Here is a 21,053-nt window from a genome sequence, read left to right on the forward strand (position 1 = left end):
CTAATACCTTTTACGGCGATATCCATAGGAAGGACGAGACATAGACACTTGTTCTTGTAATGGCATAACTACTGGTGCGAACTCTTTCATCACGCGACGATATACATCTCGTTTAAAAGAGACGACTTGACGAACAGGATACCAATAGCTAACCCAACGCCAACCATCAAACTCTGGCGTTTTGCTCTGCTGAACATTAATGTCCTTGTCGTTACTTGTTAACTGCAAAAGGAACCAACGCTGTTTTTGTCCAATACAAACAGGTTTTGTGTCCCAACGCACCAAACGCTTAGGTAACTTGTAACGTAACCAGTTACGCGTGGAGGCAAGGATTTTAACATCCTTACGACTTAATCCAACTTCTTCGAACAACTCACGATACATGGCTTGTTCTGGTGATTCTCCAGGATTAATTCCCCCTTGAGGAAATTGCCATGAATGTTGTCCATAGCGACGGGCCCAAAGCACTTGCCCTTGCCGATTACAAATTACAATCCCCACATTCGGGCGGTAGCCATCATCATCGATCACCAGACTACCTCAATAACCAAACTTGAAAGATAACTCATTGTTTCATACTACCCACAAACGGTAAACCACTATCAACAGACTTTGCACAACGTGAGTATTTATCTACAATGGGAATGTCTCAACGGGGTGCTTTTTTAAGCTGAGAAAAACTCGTGGAACCTGATCCAGCTAATACTGGCGTAGGGATTTGAGTCAGGATGGCGCAATAATAACTCATTTGCCTCCTCACTCCTCAGATCCTACTTGACTTTTTACTGAGGAAAATAGCGTGTTAATAAATTCTCTTCGTTCAACTCTCTTATTCAGTGCACTAGGTTTGTTCAGTGCTTTTGCCACAAATGCACAACAAACCAAACCCACACTTACCGTCTATACCTATGACTCTTTTACCGCGGATTGGGGGCCTGGTCCGGCAATTAAAAAAGCATTTGAACAACAATGTGATTGTGAGCTAAAACTGGTTGCCCTTTCGGATGGGGTTTCTCTCCTTAATCGTTTACGTATGGAAGGGAGTAAAAGTAAGGCAGATATTATTTTAGGGCTAGATAACAATCTTATTCATGCGGCAAAACAGACCGGACTTTTTGCACCAAGCAATATTGATACATCAAAACTAGCATTACCTGAAAAATGGACTGATGACACTTTTGTGCCTTATGACTACGGTTATTTCGCTTTTATTTACGATAAAAATCGTATTACTCATCCCCCTAAAAGCATGGATGAGCTGTTAAATAGCCAACAGCCGTGGAAAATCCTTTATCAAGATCCACGTACCAGTACCCCCGGCTTAGGCTTAATGTTATGGATGCAATCACTGTATCCAAACAATACCGCTGAGCAGTGGCAAAAATTGGCGAATAAAACACTGACAGTAACCAAAGGCTGGAGTGAGTCCTATGGCTTATTCTTGAAAGGAGAAGGGGATTTTGTGCTTAGTTACACCTCATCTCCGGGCTACCATATTTTGGCAGATAAAAAGGACAATTATGCGGCAGCTATTTTTGATGAAGGACACTATTTACAGGTAGAAGTTGCAGCCAAGCTAAAATCCAGCAAACAGCCAGAATTAGCTCAGCAATTTATGCAATTTATGCTAACCCCCGCTTTCCAAGAAACCATCCCAACCACTAATTGGATGTATCCTGTTATTGATATGCCACTACCTGAGGTCTACTCCGTTATGCCTAAACCGCAAAAGTCATTACAATTTGATGCTGATGTGGTAGCCAAAGAGCGCCAAACATGGACACGTAATTGGCAATCTGCGGTTAGCCGCTAATGGGTAAATGGCTTATCCCGGGGCTATGCGCCTCGGGATTATTACTTACCGTCGCCCTTCTCTCCTTCGGTGCTTTATGGTTTAACGCGCCAAGTGGTGATTTATCGACTATTTTTGCTGATAGTTACCTATGGCATGTGGTGCGCTTTACTTTTTGGCAAGCATTTTTATCCGCGCTATTTTCCATTTTACCGGCAATTTGGTTAGCAAAAGCGCTCTATCGACGCCAATTTGTTGGCAGAACGCTCTTTTTACGCTTATGTGCAATGAGTTTAGTTCTACCGGTGTTAGTGGCGCTATTTGGCATTTTAACTGTGTATGGTCGCATGGGGTGGCTGGCTCAAATATGCCAATGGTTAGGAATTGATTACCATTTTACACCTTATGGTTTACAAGGCATTTTACTCGCACATATTTTTTTCAATATGCCACTGGCTACCAGAATGTTGTTACAAGCCTTGGAAAGTATTTCTACCGAGCAACGCCAATTAGCATCACAATTGGGAATGAATGGCTGGCAACGTTTTCGTTTTCTCGAGTGGCCCTATTTATGGCGACAAATCCTGCCTACTGCATCACTGATTTTTATGCTCTGCTTTGCAAGTTTCGCGACTGTATTAGCGCTGGGAGGTGGGCCTGCGGCAACAACTGTTGAATTGGCAATTTATCAAGCATTAAGTTATGACTACGATTTACATCGTGCAGCGCTATTAGCATTAATTCAGCTATTTTGCTGCTTAGGATTAGTACTTGTTAGCCAAAAATTAAAGGGAACACTCTTTGTCGGTAGTCATCAAAAACTAAGCTGGCGTGATCCTAGCGACTCATTAATCAATAAAATAACGGATAGTTTAATTATCGTACTTGCTATGCTCTTTTTACTTCCTCCGTTATTAGCGGTGATAAGTGATGGCTTAAACAGTCAATTATTAGGTGTTCTACAACAGCCGGTACTTTGGCAAGCCTTTACAACATCATTAATTATTGCACTTGGCGCTGGGGGACTTTGTGTTATTTTAACGATGATGTTGCTCTGGAGTAGTCGAGAATTACGCTTACGCCATTTTAAAAAGGCCGGACAAGCGCTGGAAATGAGTGGACTCATTATTCTGGCTATGCCGGGCATTGTATTAGCGACGGGCTTTTTTCTATTATTAAACAGCACAACCGGATTACCTGAATCCCCCTATCTTTTAGTGATCCTCACTAATGCGCTTATGGCTATTCCATATGCTTTAAAAGTACTTGAAAACCCAATGAATGATATTGCAGCCCGCTATAATCTATTATGTGCTTCCCTTAATTTGCGAGGTATTAATCGTCTACGTTGGATAGAGCTACGCGCTTTGAAAAAGCCACTATCACAAGCACTGGCTTTTGCTTGTGTCATTTCCATTGGTGATTTTGGTATTGTTGCCTTATTTGGAAATGAAACTTTTAGAACATTACCTTTTTACCTCTATCAGCAAATCGGTGCTTATCACACACAAGATGGCGCTGTCACCGCGATGCTCCTTTTGCTGTTATGTTTCACGCTTTTTAGCCTTATCGAACGCGTTTCAGGAAAATCCTATGATTAAGTTAGAGCAGCTTTCTTATACCTATGAGCACCAACATCTGACCTTTAATTTAACGGTAAAAGCGGGGGAGCGTATTGCTATTTTAGGTCCCAGTGGTGCAGGTAAAAGCTCATTACTCAGCTTAATAGCGGGTTTTCTGCCCTCAGAGTCAGGCTCGTTATTTTTAAAAGGGAAAGATCATACCAAAACAGCCCCTGCCCAACGCCCTATCTCGATGTTATTTCAAGATAACAATCTTTTTCCTCATCTCACGGTAAGACAAAATATTGGTTTAGGGCTAGATCCAGGGCTAAAGCTCACTGTGGCACAGAAAGCACTATTAGAAAGTCGAGCCAAACAGGTTTCTTTAAGTGATTATCTAGAGCGTTTACCTTCACAGCTATCAGGAGGTCAACGTCAACGAGTGGCAATTGCCCGTTGTCTGGTACGTGAACAGCCTATTTTATTGTTAGACGAACCTTTTTCCGCCCTTGATCCCGCATTACGTATCGAAATGCTGACATTATTAGAACAAATTTGTGATGAAAAAAATCTCACTTTACTCATGGTGTCTCACAGCTTAGAAGATGCTCATAAAATCGCACCAAGAGCGCTTGTTATTGATAATGGCACCATTGTCTATGATGGAAATACAGCGTCATTAATCAAAGGCGAAGTGGATCAATCACTGCTGTTAGGGATACCTTTTAATTAATCTATTGAAATATAGCGATATCGAAAGAAGCTTATTCCCCCCTACAAGCCTCTTTCGAATATTTCGAATACTTGACTATTTTTCGAATATTTCAGATAATCTAGTTATTAAAAAGGGGGAAATACTAATGAATACGATAAGTGAGAGACTTAGTGCTGAAGATATTGCATTAGCAAAATTAAGTAGCCAAGAGCTATCCGCTGTTATGGATATTAATGGCAAAACGCAGAAGCTATCCATTATAGATAAGACGGGTAATAATCATATTGTACAAATACCAAATAGTGCATTACGCCTAATGATTGAAATTCTTACTCAACTAGGGCAAGGGAATACTGTTAGTATCACACCAATCCATGCTGAGCTAACGACACAGGAAGCGGCTGATATACTCAATATGTCCCGTCCTACATTTGTAAAATTATTAGATACACGAGCGATACCCTACTCTAGAAAAGGAAATCGTAGGAAAGTTGCTTATGCTGATATTGTTGCTTATAAAAATGAATTGGAGCAAAAACGACTTGATGCCCTTGCTGAATTATCGCAATTAGATCAAGAAATGGATATGGGGTATTAATGACAAACTATACTGTTTTGCTTGATGCCTGTGTCATGTATCCAGCCCCTCTTAGAAGTTATTTAATGTATCTTGCTAATACTGGTTTATTTAGAGCACGTTGGAGTAATCAGATCCATGATGAATGGATCACTAATTTATTAGTCAACAATCCAACATTAACAGCTGAGCGACTAATACGAACCAGAGATTTAATGAATGCACATGTTCCTGATTGTTTAGTAGAAGGCTACGAACCGCTTATTTGTGGTTTAAAGCTACCTGATCCTAATGATCGTCATGTGCTAGCAGCAATAAAAGGGCAGGCTCAAGCTATAATTACATTTAACTTAAAAGATTTTCCGCAAAAATACCTTAATTCTTTTGATATTTCAGCTATCCATCCTGATGAATTTTTGAGTGACATGTTTGAATTAAATCCTAGTAGCTGTATTAAAGCGGCGCAACAACATAGACAAAGCCTAAAGGATCCACCAATGACCGTAGAGACCTTTTTAGGCTGTTTACAAAAGCAGAAATTACCCCAGTTTATTTCCCATTTACGGGCATTCCAGATATTATTATAAGTACATCAACCCGTGTAATATCCCATTTCCTATCATAACAAGGCTATGATTAATATTATAATTAATAGTTAACGATCTCTTTTTCAAGCTTCAATATCTCGCTTATTAGGAAATTATGACAATTCACACAGAGCAAGGCTTTATTCTTACCCGCCATTGGAGTGATACCCCACAAGGTATCGCTGTCTCCTATTGGTTGGCGACAGAAAATGGACCGCGTAAAGTCACGGTTGCAAAGCAGTATGCTATTGGTTTTGTTACCCAACAAAATGAAAATATATTACGCTCAGTGGTTGGTCATAATCGCGATATTGATATTCGTCCTCTGGCGTTAAAAGACTTTGAAAGACAACCTGTTTTGGGGGTTTATTGTAAACAATACCGCCAACTTACCCAGCTTGAACAGCAATTAAAACAGTATAATATTCGCCTATATGAAGCCGATATCCGCCCACATGAACGCTATATGATGGAGCGTTTTATCACCGCGCCTGTATGGTTTCGTTATCAAAATAGTCATACTGTCACGCTAAAACCTGCCAGTGATTATCGTCCTACATTACGTACCGTCTCTTTAGATATTGAAACCAGTGAGTTTGGTGAGCTTTATTCTATTGGATTAGCCGGTTGCGGTGATAACGTTGTTTTTATGCTTAGTGACACCCTCCCAGAAGTTCAAGAAAGCCAACAACCTGAAGGCTATCGTCTGTGCTATGTAAGTAGTCGATTACAACTCCTTGAAAAACTAAATGCTTGGATACAAGAGTACGATCCTGATGCGATTATTGGTTGGAATCTTATTCAATTTGATTTGCGTATCTTGCATACCCATGCTCAGCGTTACGGGATCAATTTATTATTAGGACGACAAAATACCCCATTAGAGTGGCGTGAACATGGCTTTAAAGCGGGGCACTTTTTTGCCTCAGCACAAGGGCGTTTAATTATTGATGGTATTGATGCTTTAAAAATGGCGACATGGAATTTTCCCTCTTTTAGCCTAGAGTCAGTTGCTCAAACACTGTTAGGGGAAGGGAAAGCGATTGATACACCTTATGCCAGAATGGACGAAATCAATCGCCGTTTTAAAGAAGATAAGCCCGCCTTAGCGTATTATAACTGGCAAGATTGTGTCTTGGTTAATCGTATCTTTGATACCACACACTTAATGGAATTCTTATTAGAAAGAGCCAGTGTAACAGGACTGGCAGCAGATAGAAGTGGTGGCTCTGTCGCAGCATTTACTCACCTCTATTTACCCTCAATTCATCGTCTTGGTTATGTTGCCCCCAATCAGGGTGAAAAACCCGAAGAGCATAGCCCTGGTGGTTTTGTCATGGACTCAACACCGGGTCTCTATGACTCAGTGGTGGTACTGGACTATAAAAGCCTATATCCCTCTATTATTCGTACCTTTTTAATCGATCCGGTGGGTATGATTGAAGGTATGCATCACCCTGATAGCACACATGCCGTTCCCGGTTTTCGTCAAGCGTGGTTTTCACGAGAAAAACACTGTTTACCCACCATTGTTTCACAAATCTGGCATGAACGAGATAATGCTAAACGTCATAACAACGCCCCGCTCTCTCAAGCATTGAAAATTATTATGAATGCTTTTTATGGTGTATTAGGCTCGGTAGGCTGTCGTTTTTTTGATCCTCGATTGGCTTCATCAATTACTTTACGTGGTCATGAAATAATGAAAAAGACCCGTGAATTAATTGAGTCAAAAGGCTATCAAGTGATTTATGGTGATACTGATTCTACTTTTGTTTGGCTTAAAGCCGCTCATAACGAAGTACAAGCAGAGCAGATCGGTCGTCAATTAGCGCAAGATGTTAATCAATGGTGGAAAAGCTATCTGACTGAAACTTACCAGCTTGATAGCCAATTAGAGCTTGAGTACGAAACCCATTATCGCCGATTCTTGATGCCCACTATTCGAGGTATGGAAACCGGAAGTAAAAAACGTTATGCAGGACTAAGTCATAATAAAATGGTGTTTAAAGGATTGGAAACAGTCAGAACAGACTGGACACCACTGGCGCAAGCGTTTCAAAAAGAGCTTTATACACGCATCTTTAATCAGCAACCTTATCAACAGTTTATTCGTGATTATGTTGCTGATACGCTATTAGGAAAATATGATGATAGGCTGGTTTATCGAAAAAGATTACGACGAAAATTATCAGACTACCAGCACCATATCCCCCCTCACGTCAAAGCAGCTCGATTAGCGGATGACTATAATCAGTTACAAAATAGGCCGCAACAATATCAGCAAGGCGGTTGGATTAGTTATATAATTACTCACTTGGGGCCAGAGCCGTTAGAGCATATCACTTCGACACCTGACTATGAACACTACATTAATAAGCAATTAATGCCGATAGCAGATGCTATTTTGCCATTTCTACAAGATGATTTTTCTACCTTGTTAAATGGGCAAATGACGCTCTCTTTTTAAGATGTGTTATTTTGCAGGTGACGGCTTGCTTTGCATCTATTAACATAACGCCCCTTTGGTGATAATCACCTTTTTTCTCATCTTGAGAAAGATACTATTTTTTATCCCGTAGATTGGATGACAACACCGCAATACTGCATTCATTAATAATGATTTTATAAATTATATATTTGAGAGCTGAGTTTATATATATGCCTTTTACTCTTGGTCAACGTTGGATTAGCGATACAGAAAGCGAACTTGGACTAGGTACTGTTGTGGCAATTGATGCCCGTATGGTGACCTTACTTTTTCCTGCATGTGGCGAAAATCGTCTTTATTCCCGCCATGATGCCCCAATAACGCGGGTGATGTTTAATGTGGGGGATACTGTCACCAGTCATGAAGGCTGGAAGCTCGCCATCGACAACGTTGTGGAAGATAATGGCTTACTTATTTATCACGGCGTACGTTTAGATACCGAAGAGCCAGCACAACTGCGTGAAGTATTCTTAGATAACAAACTCACTTTTAATAAGCCACAAGATCGTCTTTTTGCTGGTCAAATAGACCGTATGGATCGTTTTGCTTTACGCTATCGTGCGCGTAAATTTATGAGCGAACAGTTTAAGCAAGCACAAAGTGGTCTACGTGGTATTCGCGCAAGTCTTATTCCTCATCAGCTCTATATTGCTAATGAAGTGGGTAAACGTCATAATCCACGCGTTTTATTAGCGGATGAAGTTGGGCTGGGTAAAACTATCGAAGCGGGTATGATAATCCACCAGCAAATCATGGATGGACGCGCTGAGCGTGTTTTAATTATCGTTCCTGAAAGCTTACAACATCAGTGGTTAGTTGAGATGTTACGTCGTTTCAACCTACGTTTTTCACTGTTTGATGATAGCCGTTATAGCGAATCTTTATTAGATAGCGATAATCCTTTCGAAACAGAGCAGATGATCATTTGCTCATTAGACTTTGTGCGTAAAAACAAACAACGCTTTGAACACCTTGTTGAAGCGACTTGGGATATGTTAGTTGTCGATGAAGCCCACCATCTGGTATGGAGTGAAAAGGCACCAAGCCGAGAATACCAAGTTATCGAAACGCTGGCTGAAGCGATCCCTTCTGTATTGTTATTAACCGCAACACCGGAGCAACTTGGTCAAGAAAGCCATTTTGCCCGCTTACGTTTGCTCGATCCTAATCGTTTCCACGATTACAACGAATTTATTAATGAACAACAAAAATATCGCCCCGTGGCCGATGCGGTAACCATTTTGCTTTCAGAAGATGATTTAAATAACGAACAGCAAAATAGCATCAGTGAGATGATCAGCGAGCAAGATATAGAGCCGTTGCTAAAAGCCTCTAATACCCAAGGTGAAGAGCGTACAAAATCTCGCCAAGCGCTTATTCATATGTTGATGGATAGACACGGTACGGGTCGTCTGTTATTTCGCAATACTCGCTCCAGCGTCAAAGGCTTCCCTAACCGACTGTTGCACGCAATAAAAATGCCACTACCAACTCAGTATCAAACCGCCATTAAGGTGGCTGAGATTATGGCAGCGAAAAAGAGCCTCGAAGTACGAGCAAAAGAGATGCTCTATCCTGAACGTATCTACCAAGAGTTTGAAGGTGAAAATGCCACATGGTGGAACTTTGATCCACGCGTTGAATGGCTACTAGGCTTTTTAACCGCCAATCGTCATGAAAAAGTATTAGTCATTTGTGCTCAAGCCGCCACAGCATTGCAATTAGAACAAGTTTTACGTGAACGTGAAGGTATTCGTGCCGCAGTATTCCATGAAGGGATGTCTTTACTTGAACGAGATCGTGCAGCCGCTTATTTCGCCTCAGAAGAGGAAGGTGCACAAGTGTTACTATGTTCTGAAATCGGTTCAGAAGGGCGTAACTTCCAATTTGCTAATCAACTAGTGATGTTTGATCTCCCCTTTAATCCTGATTTATTAGAACAACGTATTGGTCGTCTTGATCGTATCGGTCAAAACCGCGACATTGATATCAGTGTGCCTTATCTTGAAGGAACCGCTCAATCTGTTCTATTACGTTGGTATCACGAAGGGTTAGATGCATTTGAACATACCTGCCCGACGGGTCGTACAATTTATGACAACGAATATGATGCGCTAGTCAATTATCTTGCTCAACCTAATGAACTAGGTGATTTTGATAAGTTTATCGTTTCTTGTCGTAAGCAACATGATGAGATGAAACTCAAACTAGAACAAGGTCGTGACCGTCTATTAGAAATGCACTCTAACGGCGGTGAAGTTGGCGTTGAGTTAGCGAATAAGATTGCAGAGCAAGATAACGATCCCGATTTGGTTAACTTCGCCTTAAACTTATTTGATATTGTGGGCATTAACCAAGAAGATCGTAATGATAGCTTAATTGTATTAACGCCATCAGATCATATGTTAGTTCCTGACTTCCCAGGATTACCACAAGATGGTTGCACAATTACCTTTGATAGAGAGCATGCACTCTCTCGTGAAGATACGCAATTTATCAGTTGGGAACATCCTATTATCCGTAATGGTTTAGATTTAGTCTTATCTGGTGATACAGGTAGTTGTGCGGTTTCTTTATTGAAAAACAAAGCATTACCTGTAGGTACGCTATTAGTTGAACTGATTTATGTCGTAGAAGCGCAAGCCCCTAAACACCTTCATTTAACTCGCTTCTTACCGGCAACTCCAGTACGCTTATTACTTGATTTAAAAGGTAATAATCTTGCATCACAAGTTGAATTTGAAAGTTTTAACCGCCAATTAAATGCGGTGAATCGCCACACATCCAGCAAATTGGTCAATGCGGTACAAAATGAAGTTCATCATGTACTAAAAGCATCAGAATCCTTAATGGAAGCGGAAGCGAAAACGCTAATTGAACAAGCGAAGCAAGAAGCAGACAACGCATTAACACATGAGTTATCACGCTTAGAGGCATTACGTGCCGTTAACCCAAATATACGTGATGACGAAGTTGAAGCAATTGAAAATGAGCGTACGCATATTCTTAACCACTTAGATGAAGCGACATGGCGCTTAGATGCGATCCGTTTAATTGTTGTTACCCACCAATAATCACTGTTAAAACGGGGGAAAGCTTTATCTCCCCCGTTATTTTGCTGAGATATCCACTATGATGGAAGTTTATAACCCCCCCACTGATCCTTGGTTACACGTTTTATATCAAGATGAGCATATTATTGTTGTTAATAAACCCAGTGGATTGCTATCTGTACCCGGCAAAGCGCTAGAACATCACGACAGCATTATGTCGCGTATAAAAGCCGATTTTCCTGATGCGGAATCTGTTCATCGCCTTGATATGGCCACGAGTGGTGTGATGGTTGTTGCGCTTAATAAAGCCGCCGAGCGTGAATTAAAACGCCAATTTCGTGAACGAGAGCCGAAAAAAACCTATATTGCCCGTGTCTGGGGAAAGCTTGAAAAACCACAAGGGTTAGTAGATCTGCCGTTGATCTGCGATTGGCCTAATCGACCTAAGCAAAAAGTATGTTATGAAACAGGAAAGTCTGCACAAACTTTTTATGAAGTGTTGGAATATGAAGAAAATGCAACGCGGGTAAAACTATCACCAATAACCGGACGCTCCCATCAGCTACGGGTTCATATGCTAGCATTAGGTCATCCTATTTTAGGGGATCGTTTTTATGCTCATCCGCAGGCAAGAGCACTCGCACCTCGCCTGCAGTTACATGCTCAGGAATTATTTATTACGCATCCGGCCTTTCATTCACCGATACATTTTGAATGCCTGGCAGATTTTTAACCTGTCTTACGACACTAAAACGGTCACCGAACTTAGTGAAGCAAGGAGCAGACAGAGCGCTAATCCTATTACCCCAACAAGAACACGGACGTTTGACATTGATATAGTTCCTTTTATAAGAGAATGAGAGTGAAATAATTAAATTTCACTTATATTTTACCGTGACAAATAATAATCTCAACTAAGACTGAGTTATCTTCATCACGGATTAATTCTCTCTTTTCTCATCTTTATTTACAAGATGTTAACGAAATCCTTTTTCTTTTTTAATCAAATCGTAAGCAACTTGGATAGCTTGTGCTTTTTGTTTTGCAATTTCCATCATCTCCGGTGGTAAACCTTTTGCAACCAATTTATCAGGATGATGTTCTCCCATTAATTTTCGATAAGCTCTTTTTATTGTTTTAACATCATCACCCTCTTTAATACCTAACACTTTATAGGCGTCAGAAAGCGTTGGGCCTTGAGTTTGTGGCTGATAATTTTGCCCTTGTTGATAATGAAAACTTTGCCCCGCCTGCATCATGGCTAATATATGTTCAAAACGGGCGCGAGAAAATCCGAGCTCATCAATAATAATAAACAGCATTTTACGTTCGTTAGGATGTAACTGCCCATCAGCAAATGCGGCTTGTAATTGAATTTCCAGAAACATCTGCAGTAAATCACGGCGACCAGCACAAATTTGGCGAACACGTTGTAAGGTGGCTCTAAGTGGGAAATCAACCTCTTTACCTTCTCGAAACGCCTGTTGTGCTGCTTGACGTGCTGCCCCATGTAAATTCATTCTATCCATTAACGTACTGGCTAATGTGATATCGGTTTGTGTCACTCGTCCTTTGGATTTGGTTAAATGCCCTAAGACTTGGAATGTGGCAGCAAAGAAATAGGCTTGTCTATCACGATTATAGCGCCCACCATAGCTTAATTTACTTCTTTGTACGTCATAAAGGTGTCCTAGAAAAACCCCAATCACAATGCCCCAAAAGCCGATCCCGGCAAAACTACCGATGATAAGGCCTAATAATTTTCCCCAATAGCGCATAGACTCCTCAAATCTTCAATGCCCTGCTCACAATTTTGCATTATCATACTATTCATTTGCTTTCACACCTAACATCAAGCAAGCTCAAATAAACTTTTTCTTAAAATGATGAGGTTTTCGCTAGCTGCTTGCACAGAGATAATGCTGTTTTCGTTTAAATTGTGTTAAAGTAAAATAAGTGACCAAACGAATAACTTTAGCGTTGTTATGCAGCACGAAATACCGCACAAGCGCGGTGTTTTTTTGTTTCTAATAAAGCTATAAACCGATTTCAACATAGAAACATCGAAAAAAGGGAACTGCTCTTTTTTCGGTTACCGTTAGAACAATGTTCAGGACGTTGGGCTAGTGTTGCATAACTCCCTGCGTTAGTTTCTCGCTATTTAGCAGTAGAAGCCACTGATGACGGAAGCACATAAATACTCATGAAAAAAAGTTATCCCACACTGCTGGCCACCTTAGTTTGGGCCACAATTTATGCTCAGCCTGCATATGCTGATCTTGCCTCTCAATGTTTACTGGGAGTCCCTGTTTATAATAAGCCATTAGTCGAAGGCGATCCTAACTCATTACCTGTCACCATTACGGCTAAGGATATGCAAGGGGAATACCCACGCATGATCCAATATAGAGGCAATGTGGACATTAAACAGGGAAATCAAACATTAAGCGCAGATAATGTTGAGTTGACCCAAACAGAAGGTGAAACACCATTAAGAATGGTCACCGCGACAGGTAATGTCTCTTATGATGATCCACAAATCATCTTAAAAGGCCCACGTGCTTGGTCTAATCTAAATAATAAAGATACTGATATCGAAGAAGGTAAATACCAAATGGTGGGCCGACAAGGCCGTGGCTACGCGAATAAAATGCAAATGCGTGGCGAAAACCGCTATACCATTATGGATAAAGGGATGTTTACCTCTTGTCTACCCGGCGACGATAGTTGGAGTGTTGTCGGCTCTGAGGTTATCTTAGATCGTGAAGAGCAAGTAGCAGAAATTTGGAATGCGCGTTTTCGTGTTGCTAACGTCCCAGTTTTCTATAGTCCTTATCTGCAATTACCGATTGGCGATAAACGTCGCTCTGGTTTCTTAATTCCTAATGGTAACTATTCTCGTAGTTCTGGGTTTGACTTCCAACTGCCTTACTATTGGAATATTGCCCCTAATTATGATGCGACTATTACCACGAATTATATTAGTCGCCGTGGTTTAAAGCTCGATAATGAATTTCGTTATTTAACAAAACCGGGTCGCGGTACTATTGCGGTTGATTGGATCAACCACGACAGTCAATACAATAAAGATAAAGCAGACGAAAAAGCGGGTTATCTGGCGCGTGATTCTGCTACACGCTGGTTATTCTATTGGGGTCACAGTGGGGTGATGAACAATGTGTGGCGCTTTAATGTTGACTACACAAAAGTCAGTGATAACAAATATTTCACCGACTTTACTTCGCAATATGGTAATACCACTGATGGTTATGCGACGCAAAAATTCAGTACTGGTTATGCTCAGCAAAATTGGAATGCCACATTAACCACTAAACAGTTCCAAATTTTCTCAGATAATAAAGATGCAAGGGCTTATCGTGCTGAGCCGCAGCTTGATCTTAATTATTATAAAAATGATATTGGCCCATTTGATTTTCGTACTTATGCACAATTTGTCCGCTTTACCAGTGTCGGAGAAAACACCCCTGAAGCGAACCGTTATCATATAGAGCCAACCATTTCCTTACCTGCCTCCACTGGCTGGGCAAGCTTTAATAATGAGTTTAAATTGATGGCGACTCATTATGATCAAGATATTCCTGATGCTTATAAGAAGAAGTATCCACATCAAAAACTTGATGATAGCGTCAACCGCGTACTACCACAATTTAAGTCAGATATGAAAGTGGTATTTGAGCGCCAATATGACACTAACGATATTACGCAAACGTTAGAGCCACGAGTACAATATCTGTATGTACCGTATAAAGATCAGTCTAATATCAATAACTTTGACTCAGCGCTATTACAATCCAACTATAGCGGACTTTTCCGTGACAGAATGTACGGTGGTCTAGATCGCATTGCTTCTGCAAACCAATTAACGGCGGGTGTTACTTCACGTTTTTATGACAGTGAACTGGTTGAACGTTTTAATATTTCTGTTGGTCAAATCTATTTCTTTGAGCGTCCTAAAACAGGTTCATCGAATGAAATTATCAATAGCAAAGATGAAACCGGATCTATGGTATGGGCAGGCGATGCATATTGGCGCATTACTGATACTTTAGGTATGCGTGGTGGTTTACAATATGACCGTCGTTTAGGCAGTGTCTCTATGGGTGATGCGATTATGGAGTATCGCCGTGATAGCGACCATCTCTTACAATTGAGCTATCGTTATGTAGACCGTGATTATATTCAAGCAACACGGGTTCGCCCTTATGATGGCGGGGTCAATCAACTACCAGAATACCAAAAAGGCATTTCTCAAATTGGTGTTGTCGGCAGTTGGCCTTTAGCAGAACGTTGGGGACTGGTCGGCGCTTATTACTTTGATACCAAAGATTCAGAGCCAGTAAGCCAAATGGTTGGCTTACAATATAACACCTGTTGCTGGGCGGTAAACGTTGGTTATGAACGTAAAATTGTTGGCTGGAAAGAAGACCACAGCGATATTGACAACAAATGGTCAATCAATTTGGAACTCAGAGGCCTAAGTAACAATCATAGTTTAGGTAGTCAAAAAATGCTTGAGCGCGGTATCTTACCTTATCAAAGAGCGTTTTGATTAACCCAAACGACAAAATTGGCTGAATGAATATGTCATCGCGCAAAATGCGGAAAACACATAATGGGAAACTTATGAAAAATTGGAAAACGCTGGTTATCGGCTTAATGATCACGGTTGGTGCAGCCACCAGCACAACCACTTTTGCAGCACAAGAACTCAACCGCGTATCGGCTATCGTCAATAACGGTGTCGTTCTGGAAAGCGACGTCAATAGAATGTTACAAACGGTGCAAATGAATGCCAAAAATGCCGGGCAAGAAATGCCTGATGAGCAAGTTTTGCGCCAACAAATCTTAGAGCGCTTGGTGATGGATAACATCATCTTGCAAATGGCTCAACAGATGCAAATTGATATTCCTGAAGCTGCCGTTGAGTCAACCATTCAAGGGATTGCCGCAGAAAACAACCTGACACTAGAGCAGTTAAAAAAACGTCTTGCTGCCGATGGGATTGCCTATAACGATTATCGTCAAGATATTCGTAAAGAGATGATGTTAGCAGAAGTGCGTAATAACGAAGTTCGTCGTCGTATTACGATTTTGCCACAAGAAGTGGACTCATTAGCTAAACAAATTGAAAGCCAAGCAAGCCAAAGTATTGATCTTAATCTTAGCCATATCTTAATTCCATTATCAGAAAATCCATCACCTGCAGAAATTGAAAAAGCACAGCAAGTGGTGAACCGTATTAAGAACCAGCTAAAAAACGGTGCTGATTTCGGAAAATTAGCTGCCACTTATTCTGCCGATCCACAAGCACTTAATGGTGGTAATATGGGATGGGCATCAATTGATGAGTTACCGACAATCTTTGCTAAACAGCTTGCTAATGCACAAAAAGGTGAAATTGTCGGGCCACTGCAATCAGGTGTTGGTCTACACATTATTAAAGTCAATGATATACGTGGTGCTTCAAAAACCGTTTCTGTGACTGAAGTAAAAGCACGCCATATCTTACTAAAAAGCTCGCCTATCATGAATGATGAGCAAGCTTATGCCAAACTACAGAAAATTTCCGCCGATATTCGTAGCGGTAAAATCAGTTTTGCGGATGCGGCTAAAGAGTATTCTGAAGATCCCGGTTCAGCATTACGTGGCGGTGAGTTAGGATGGTCAATGCCTGATATTTATGATCCAGCTTTCCGTGACGCGTTGATGCGTTTAAACAAAAATGAATTAAGCCAACCTGTGCGCTCTAATTTTGGCTGGCACTTAATTGAACTTGAAGATACGCGTAGCGTTGATAAAACAGATGCAGCGAATAAAGAACAAGCTTACCGCTTACTGTTTAACCGCAAGTTTAATGAAGAAGTGCAAAACTGGATGCAAGAGTTGCGTGCAGGCGCTTATGTGAAAATAATGAACGAGAATAATGCAAACTAAGCTAAAAAAACCCCTCGTTATCACCCCCGGCGAACCCGCCGGGGTTGGTCCTGACCTGATTATTTCATTAGCACAGTCACAGTGGGCACTTCCTTGGGTAGTATGCGCTGATCCTCAATTATTACGAGCAAGAGCACAGCAACTCAATCTCCCACTCACTTTAGTTGAATATTCCCCAGATAATCCACCTACAGCACATATCCCTGGCCAAATTTGTGTACTTGCCGTTGAATTAACCGACCCTTCGGTTGTCGCAGGTACACTTAATACTGCCAATGGCCACTATGTGGTACAAACGCTTGCTCGCGCTTGTGATGGATGTTTAAACGGAGAGTTTTCTGCTTTAGTCACAGGGCCGGTACATAAAGGGGTTATTAATGATGCCGGTGTGCCATTTACAGGGCATACAGAGTTCTTTGCCGATCGTAGCCATTGTCAACGAGTGGTGATGATGCTGGCAACGGACACTTTAAGAGTCGCTCTCGCCACCACACACCTGCCCTTAAGAGAAGTTGCTGATGCAATTACGGGTGAGTTGCTTAATGAGATCATTACCATTTTAAACCATGATCTAAAAACCAAATTTGGCATCTCATCACCACATATTTACGTATGCGGCCTAAATCCTCATGCTGGAGAAGGCGGTCATATGGGGCGTGAGGAGATCGATATTATTGAACCCGCATTAGAGCAATTACGCCAACAAGGTATTCAACTTCATGGGCCTTACCCTGCGGATACCTTATTCCAGCCTAAATATTTAACACATGCAGATGCTGTGCTTGCGATGTATCACGATCAAGGATTACCTGTGCTAAAATATGAAGGTTTCGGTCGTGCTGTGAATATCACGCTCGGTCTACCTTTTATTCGTACATCTGTTGATCATGGGACCGCCCTTGAACTTGCAGGTACTAAAAGCGCAGATGCTGGCAGTTTTCGCACCGCATTAAATTTAGCCATTAATATGATACAAAATTGTAATGAATAATAGAGTCCATCAGGGGCACTTTGCCCGCAAACGCTTCGGGCAGAACTTTTTAACAGACAGCTATATTATTGAAAGTATTGTTGAATCTATTTATCCACAACCCGGTGAAGCCGTTATTGAAATCGGTCCTGGTTTAGGCGCGCTTACTGAGCCGGTGGGGGAAAGAATGGATAAAATGACGGTCGTCGAAATTGACCGTGATTTAGCTGCACGCTTAGAAGTTCACCCTACATTAAAAGATAAGCTAACCATTATTCAGCAAGATGCGATGACGATTGATTTTGCCCAATTAGCAAAAGAGCGTCAGCAACCTCTGCGGGTTTTTGGTAACCTACCTTATAATATTTCAACGCCATTAATGTTCCATCTATTTAGTTTTGCTGATGCCATTTCTGACATGACTTTTATGTTGCAAAAAGAGGTGGTTAATCGCCTAGTGGCAAGTCATGGTAGTAAAACTTATGGCCGCTTAAGTGTCATGGCACAATACCACTGCCAAGTCATTCCTATTATTGAAGTGCCACCAAGCTCATTTAAGCCAGCCCCGAAAGTAGATTCTGCCGTTGTGCGTCTGATCCCTTATAAGGAAAAACCCTATCCGGTGACAGATATTGCTATGTTAAGCCGTATCACATCACAAGCCTTTAATCAGCGCCGTAAAACGTTACGTAATAGCTTAGGTGGACTACTTACAGCAGAAGATATGCTGGCATTAGATATTGATCCCACTGCACGCGCAGAAAATATTTCTGTTGAGCAATACTGTAAAGTGGCAAACTGGTTATCATCACAACAGCAACACGCTGAGTGAAATAGCGCACACTAGACCTAGGAGGTATTATGTTTACTTCATCCAAAGTGGCGATACAGGTACAAAGCGTTTACATTGAGAGCCAATCTTCGCCAGAAGAACAGCGCTATGTTTTTGCTTATACCATCACCATACATAACTTGAATAAACATGCTATTCGCCTCCTACGTCGCTATTGGTTGATCACCAATGCACAAGGAAATACCACTGAAGTTCAAGGTGAAGGGGTTGTTGGTGAACAACCTCTGATTGAAGCTGGCTCACGGTATCGTTATACCAGTGGCGCAGTTCTTGAAACGCCGATGGGCACCATGGAAGGTCATTATGAAATGATTGACGCACAAGGACGTCTGTTTCAAATTGACATCCCTGTTTTCCGCCTTGCTATCCCTACATTGATAAATTAATTATGGCTACTTATTTAATTGGCGATGTTCACGGCTGTTATCGTGAATTACGCCAACTTCTCAATCAAGTTAATTTCGACGCCAATCAAGATACACTTTGGTTAACGGGGGATCTGGTTGCTCGAGGACCTGATTCACTTGAAGTATTGCGTTTTGTCAAAAGCTTAGGCTCAGCGTTAAAACTCGTATTAGGGAATCACGATCTGCATCTACTGGGGGTATTTGCAAAGATTAGTCGTAATAAACCCAAAGATAAGCTTAATGAATTACTCAATGCACCAGATGCTGATGAATTAATTAATTGGTTACGACGTCAACCGCTATTACAAGTTGATGAAGAAAAGAAAATCGTTATGGCACACGCAGGTATTACCCCTCAGTGGGATTTAGCAACAGCTAAAAAATGTGCCCGAGAAGTAGAAGCCATATTAAGTAGCGATAGTTACCCCCTTTTCATTAATTCCATGTATGGTGATATGCCCAATAATTGGTCACCCGAATTAACTGGCTTACCGCGATTACGCTTTAGCACCAATGCTTTTACTCGTATGCGCTATTGTTTTCCTAACGGGCAGTTGGATATGATTTGTAAAGATAAGCCTGAAAATGCGCCTGCGCCATTAAAACCTTGGTTTGATTTACCTAATCAACTACCAAATGATTACAGTATTATCTTTGGCCACTGGGCCTCTTTAGAAGGAAAAGGCACCCCTGAAAATATCTATGCGCTAGATACTGGGTGTTGCTGGGGCGGTGTTCTAACCTGTCTACGTTGGGAAGACAAACGTTATTTTATCCAACCTAGTCTCACACACTTACCATAATTTTGTAGCGTTAAGATAGCATAGGTGTTGATTTATTTTACTATGCTATCTGGGCTATCTACTCTCTTCTGAGAGCCATCACAAAGATAACTTGATTTAAATCAATAGGTTATTTTTTCTCAAAACAAATTAAGTAGCTTTTTTATAACAACAAGCAGAATTAACCGCTATATTGCGCTATTTATTATAGATTATTCTTTATAAAGATATTTATTAAAAGATAAATAATGAATATTTAATTATAGGGTACTCTTTATAGCTAATTATATTTTAGTTATAGTAACTATTCATATTTAAATATGAATATATTAATAAATTAATAAAAATAAAAAGGAGATATTTAATCTCCTTTTTTATTTAAATTTTGTTATTTTCTTCTTTTTAATATTTCAAAACAGTAGTTATGCGAATTATTTTCATCTGCCTCATGGTATTCCATAAAAGTAGAATCCCACTCATCAGGCTCATAATCGGGGAAGGTTGTATCACCAATCACTTCAGCATCAATATGAGTAAGGTATAATTTATTCGCCATTGGTAGGAATTGCTCATAAACCTTACCGCCACCAATCACCATGATTTCATCATTATTTTCAGCAGCTTGTAGTGCTTCTTCAACGGATTTCACCCAAACAACATTGTCATCATTTCCAGGCTGACTGCTTAATACAATATTGAGACGATTAGGTAAAGGACGCCCGATAGACTCATAAGTCACCCGGCCCATAATAACGGGTTTATTTAATGTATTTTTTTTAAACCATGCGAGATCACCCGGTAATGTCCAAGGCATCGCCTTTTCCATACCAATAATACGATCCGCCGCTAATGCTGCGATTAAACTAATATTCATTTACATACCTACGGGTAAAAATGGGAAAACTATTTATACTATACGGAAAGCGAAAACTTGAGTCGATACAATTTATGCTTCACCGATAATAAATAATTGCTTTATACAGGAAGTGTTAACTTAATCATGAAAGCTTTAAACATTATAATAGTGCTATATGGCAGTTGCTATTATATTTGAAAATTCTTTAGGTGTTTTTACAATTACTTTACGCTCATTACAGGCGCGAGAACCTTACTTTTTTCTCATCGTAAAAAATGTAGCACCTTATCAATAACATGCGAAAAGAGGCACTGCCACTTCTCATTGACTGGCTTATAGCACTTTTAACATTAAAGTATCACCTTTCGTTAAGGCAATCATGCGATTGATAAAAATAGAGAGTATTAGTTGCAAATCTACGTTAAAAAGACTCTTACACCATTTTCTCTTTCA

At 40.7% G+C, this 21,053-nt stretch carries 17 protein-coding genes and 1 riboswitch; of the genes, 14 read left to right on the plus strand and 3 right to left on the minus strand.

Going from position 1 to position 21,053, the window contains the following annotated elements:
• On the minus strand, positions 1-531 hold the full coding sequence (gene rppH / locus HMPREF0693_RS11340) for an RNA pyrophosphohydrolase (protein ID WP_004245524.1): 531 nt from the start codon (positions 529-531) through the stop codon (positions 1-3).
• 112 nt (positions 532-643) lie between these two features.
• Positions 644-735, plus strand: a riboswitch (TPP riboswitch).
• Positions 736-799: 64 nt separating this feature from the next.
• Here rppH and thiB point away from each other — a divergent pair.
• The 8 genes from thiB to rluA all read left to right on the plus strand — a co-directional run bounded on the left by thiB (position 800) and on the right by rluA (position 11,510).
• Positions 800-1,813, plus strand: a complete 1,014-nt coding sequence (thiB, locus tag HMPREF0693_RS11345) for a thiamine ABC transporter substrate binding subunit (RefSeq protein ID WP_004245525.1) — start codon at positions 800-802, stop codon at positions 1,811-1,813.
• A complete protein-coding gene (gene thiP, locus HMPREF0693_RS11350) occupies positions 1,813-3,393 on the plus strand; it encodes a thiamine/thiamine pyrophosphate ABC transporter permease ThiP (protein WP_004245526.1) in 1,581 nt (526 codons plus the stop codon). The genes thiB and thiP overlap by 1 nt, the downstream gene beginning before the upstream one ends.
• Entirely contained in the window at positions 3,386-4,087 is a 702-nt protein-coding gene (gene thiQ / locus HMPREF0693_RS11355) for a thiamine ABC transporter ATP-binding protein ThiQ (protein ID WP_004245527.1), read from the plus strand. The genes thiP and thiQ overlap by 8 nt, the downstream gene beginning before the upstream one ends.
• A 127-nt stretch (positions 4,088-4,214) precedes the next feature.
• Positions 4,215-4,667, plus strand: a complete 453-nt coding sequence (locus HMPREF0693_RS11360) for a helix-turn-helix domain-containing protein (RefSeq protein ID WP_004245528.1) — start codon at positions 4,215-4,217, stop codon at positions 4,665-4,667.
• The gene (locus tag HMPREF0693_RS11365) at positions 4,667-5,233 is read left to right on the plus strand and encodes a PIN domain-containing protein (RefSeq protein WP_004245529.1); all 567 of its coding nucleotides are present in this window, start codon (positions 4,667-4,669) and stop codon (positions 5,231-5,233) included. The genes HMPREF0693_RS11360 and HMPREF0693_RS11365 overlap by 1 nt, the downstream gene beginning before the upstream one ends.
• A gap of 115 nt (positions 5,234-5,348) precedes the next feature.
• Positions 5,349-7,703: a DNA polymerase II gene (locus HMPREF0693_RS11370; protein WP_004245530.1), complete on the plus strand. Its 2,355-nt coding sequence runs from the start codon at positions 5,349-5,351 to the stop codon at positions 7,701-7,703.
• 191 nt (positions 7,704-7,894) lie between these two features.
• A complete protein-coding gene (rapA, locus tag HMPREF0693_RS11375; protein WP_004245531.1) occupies positions 7,895-10,798 on the plus strand; it encodes an RNA polymerase-associated protein RapA in 2,904 nt (967 codons plus the stop codon).
• Positions 10,799-10,856: 58 nt separating this feature from the next.
• Positions 10,857-11,510, plus strand: a complete 654-nt coding sequence (gene rluA, locus HMPREF0693_RS11380; RefSeq protein WP_004245532.1) for a bifunctional tRNA pseudouridine(32) synthase/23S rRNA pseudouridine(746) synthase RluA — start codon at positions 10,857-10,859, stop codon at positions 11,508-11,510.
• 244 nt (positions 11,511-11,754) lie between these two features.
• Here the strand turns inward: rluA and djlA are convergent, their stop codons facing one another.
• Positions 11,755-12,555, minus strand: a complete 801-nt coding sequence (gene djlA / locus HMPREF0693_RS11385; RefSeq protein WP_004245533.1) for a co-chaperone DjlA — start codon at positions 12,553-12,555, stop codon at positions 11,755-11,757.
• A 425-nt stretch (positions 12,556-12,980) separates the two neighbouring features.
• Here djlA and lptD point away from each other — a divergent pair, with 425 nt between their 5' ends.
• Genes lptD through apaH form a run of 6 tightly spaced genes read left to right on the plus strand, consistent with a single transcriptional unit; the run spans position 12,981 to position 19,765 of the window.
• A complete protein-coding gene (gene lptD / locus HMPREF0693_RS11390; protein ID WP_004245537.1) occupies positions 12,981-15,347 on the plus strand; it encodes an LPS assembly protein LptD in 2,367 nt (788 codons plus the stop codon).
• Between the two features lie 47 nt (positions 15,348-15,394).
• A complete protein-coding gene (gene surA / locus HMPREF0693_RS11395; protein WP_004245538.1) occupies positions 15,395-16,732 on the plus strand; it encodes a peptidylprolyl isomerase SurA in 1,338 nt (445 codons plus the stop codon).
• Positions 16,722-17,723, plus strand: a complete 1,002-nt coding sequence (gene pdxA, locus HMPREF0693_RS11400; protein WP_004245539.1) for a 4-hydroxythreonine-4-phosphate dehydrogenase PdxA — start codon at positions 16,722-16,724, stop codon at positions 17,721-17,723. Before surA ends, pdxA begins: the two co-directional genes overlap by 11 nt.
• Positions 17,716-18,534 (plus strand): 16S rRNA (adenine(1518)-N(6)/adenine(1519)-N(6))-dimethyltransferase RsmA, encoded by an 819-nt coding sequence (rsmA, locus tag HMPREF0693_RS11405; RefSeq protein WP_004245541.1) that lies wholly within the window; start codon positions 17,716-17,718, stop codon positions 18,532-18,534. The genes pdxA and rsmA overlap by 8 nt, the downstream gene beginning before the upstream one ends.
• A gap of 29 nt (positions 18,535-18,563) precedes the next feature.
• Positions 18,564-18,941 (plus strand): Co2+/Mg2+ efflux protein ApaG, encoded by a 378-nt coding sequence (apaG, locus tag HMPREF0693_RS11410; protein ID WP_004245543.1) that lies wholly within the window; start codon positions 18,564-18,566, stop codon positions 18,939-18,941.
• Positions 18,942-18,943: 2 nt separating this feature from the next.
• Positions 18,944-19,765, plus strand: coding sequence for a bis(5'-nucleosyl)-tetraphosphatase (symmetrical) ApaH (gene apaH / locus HMPREF0693_RS11415; protein WP_004245544.1), 822 nt, complete (start codon positions 18,944-18,946; stop codon positions 19,763-19,765).
• A 367-nt stretch (positions 19,766-20,132) separates the two neighbouring features.
• Here apaH and folA read toward each other — a convergent pair whose 3' ends face one another.
• Positions 20,133-20,618, minus strand: a complete 486-nt coding sequence (gene folA / locus HMPREF0693_RS11420) for a type 3 dihydrofolate reductase (protein WP_004245545.1) — start codon at positions 20,616-20,618, stop codon at positions 20,133-20,135.
• Positions 20,619-21,053: the final 435 nt, after the last annotated feature.

Origin of the sequence: Proteus mirabilis ATCC 29906, assembly GCF_000160755.1 — a bacterium.
Lineage (GTDB): Bacteria > Pseudomonadota > Gammaproteobacteria > Enterobacterales > Enterobacteriaceae > Proteus > Proteus mirabilis.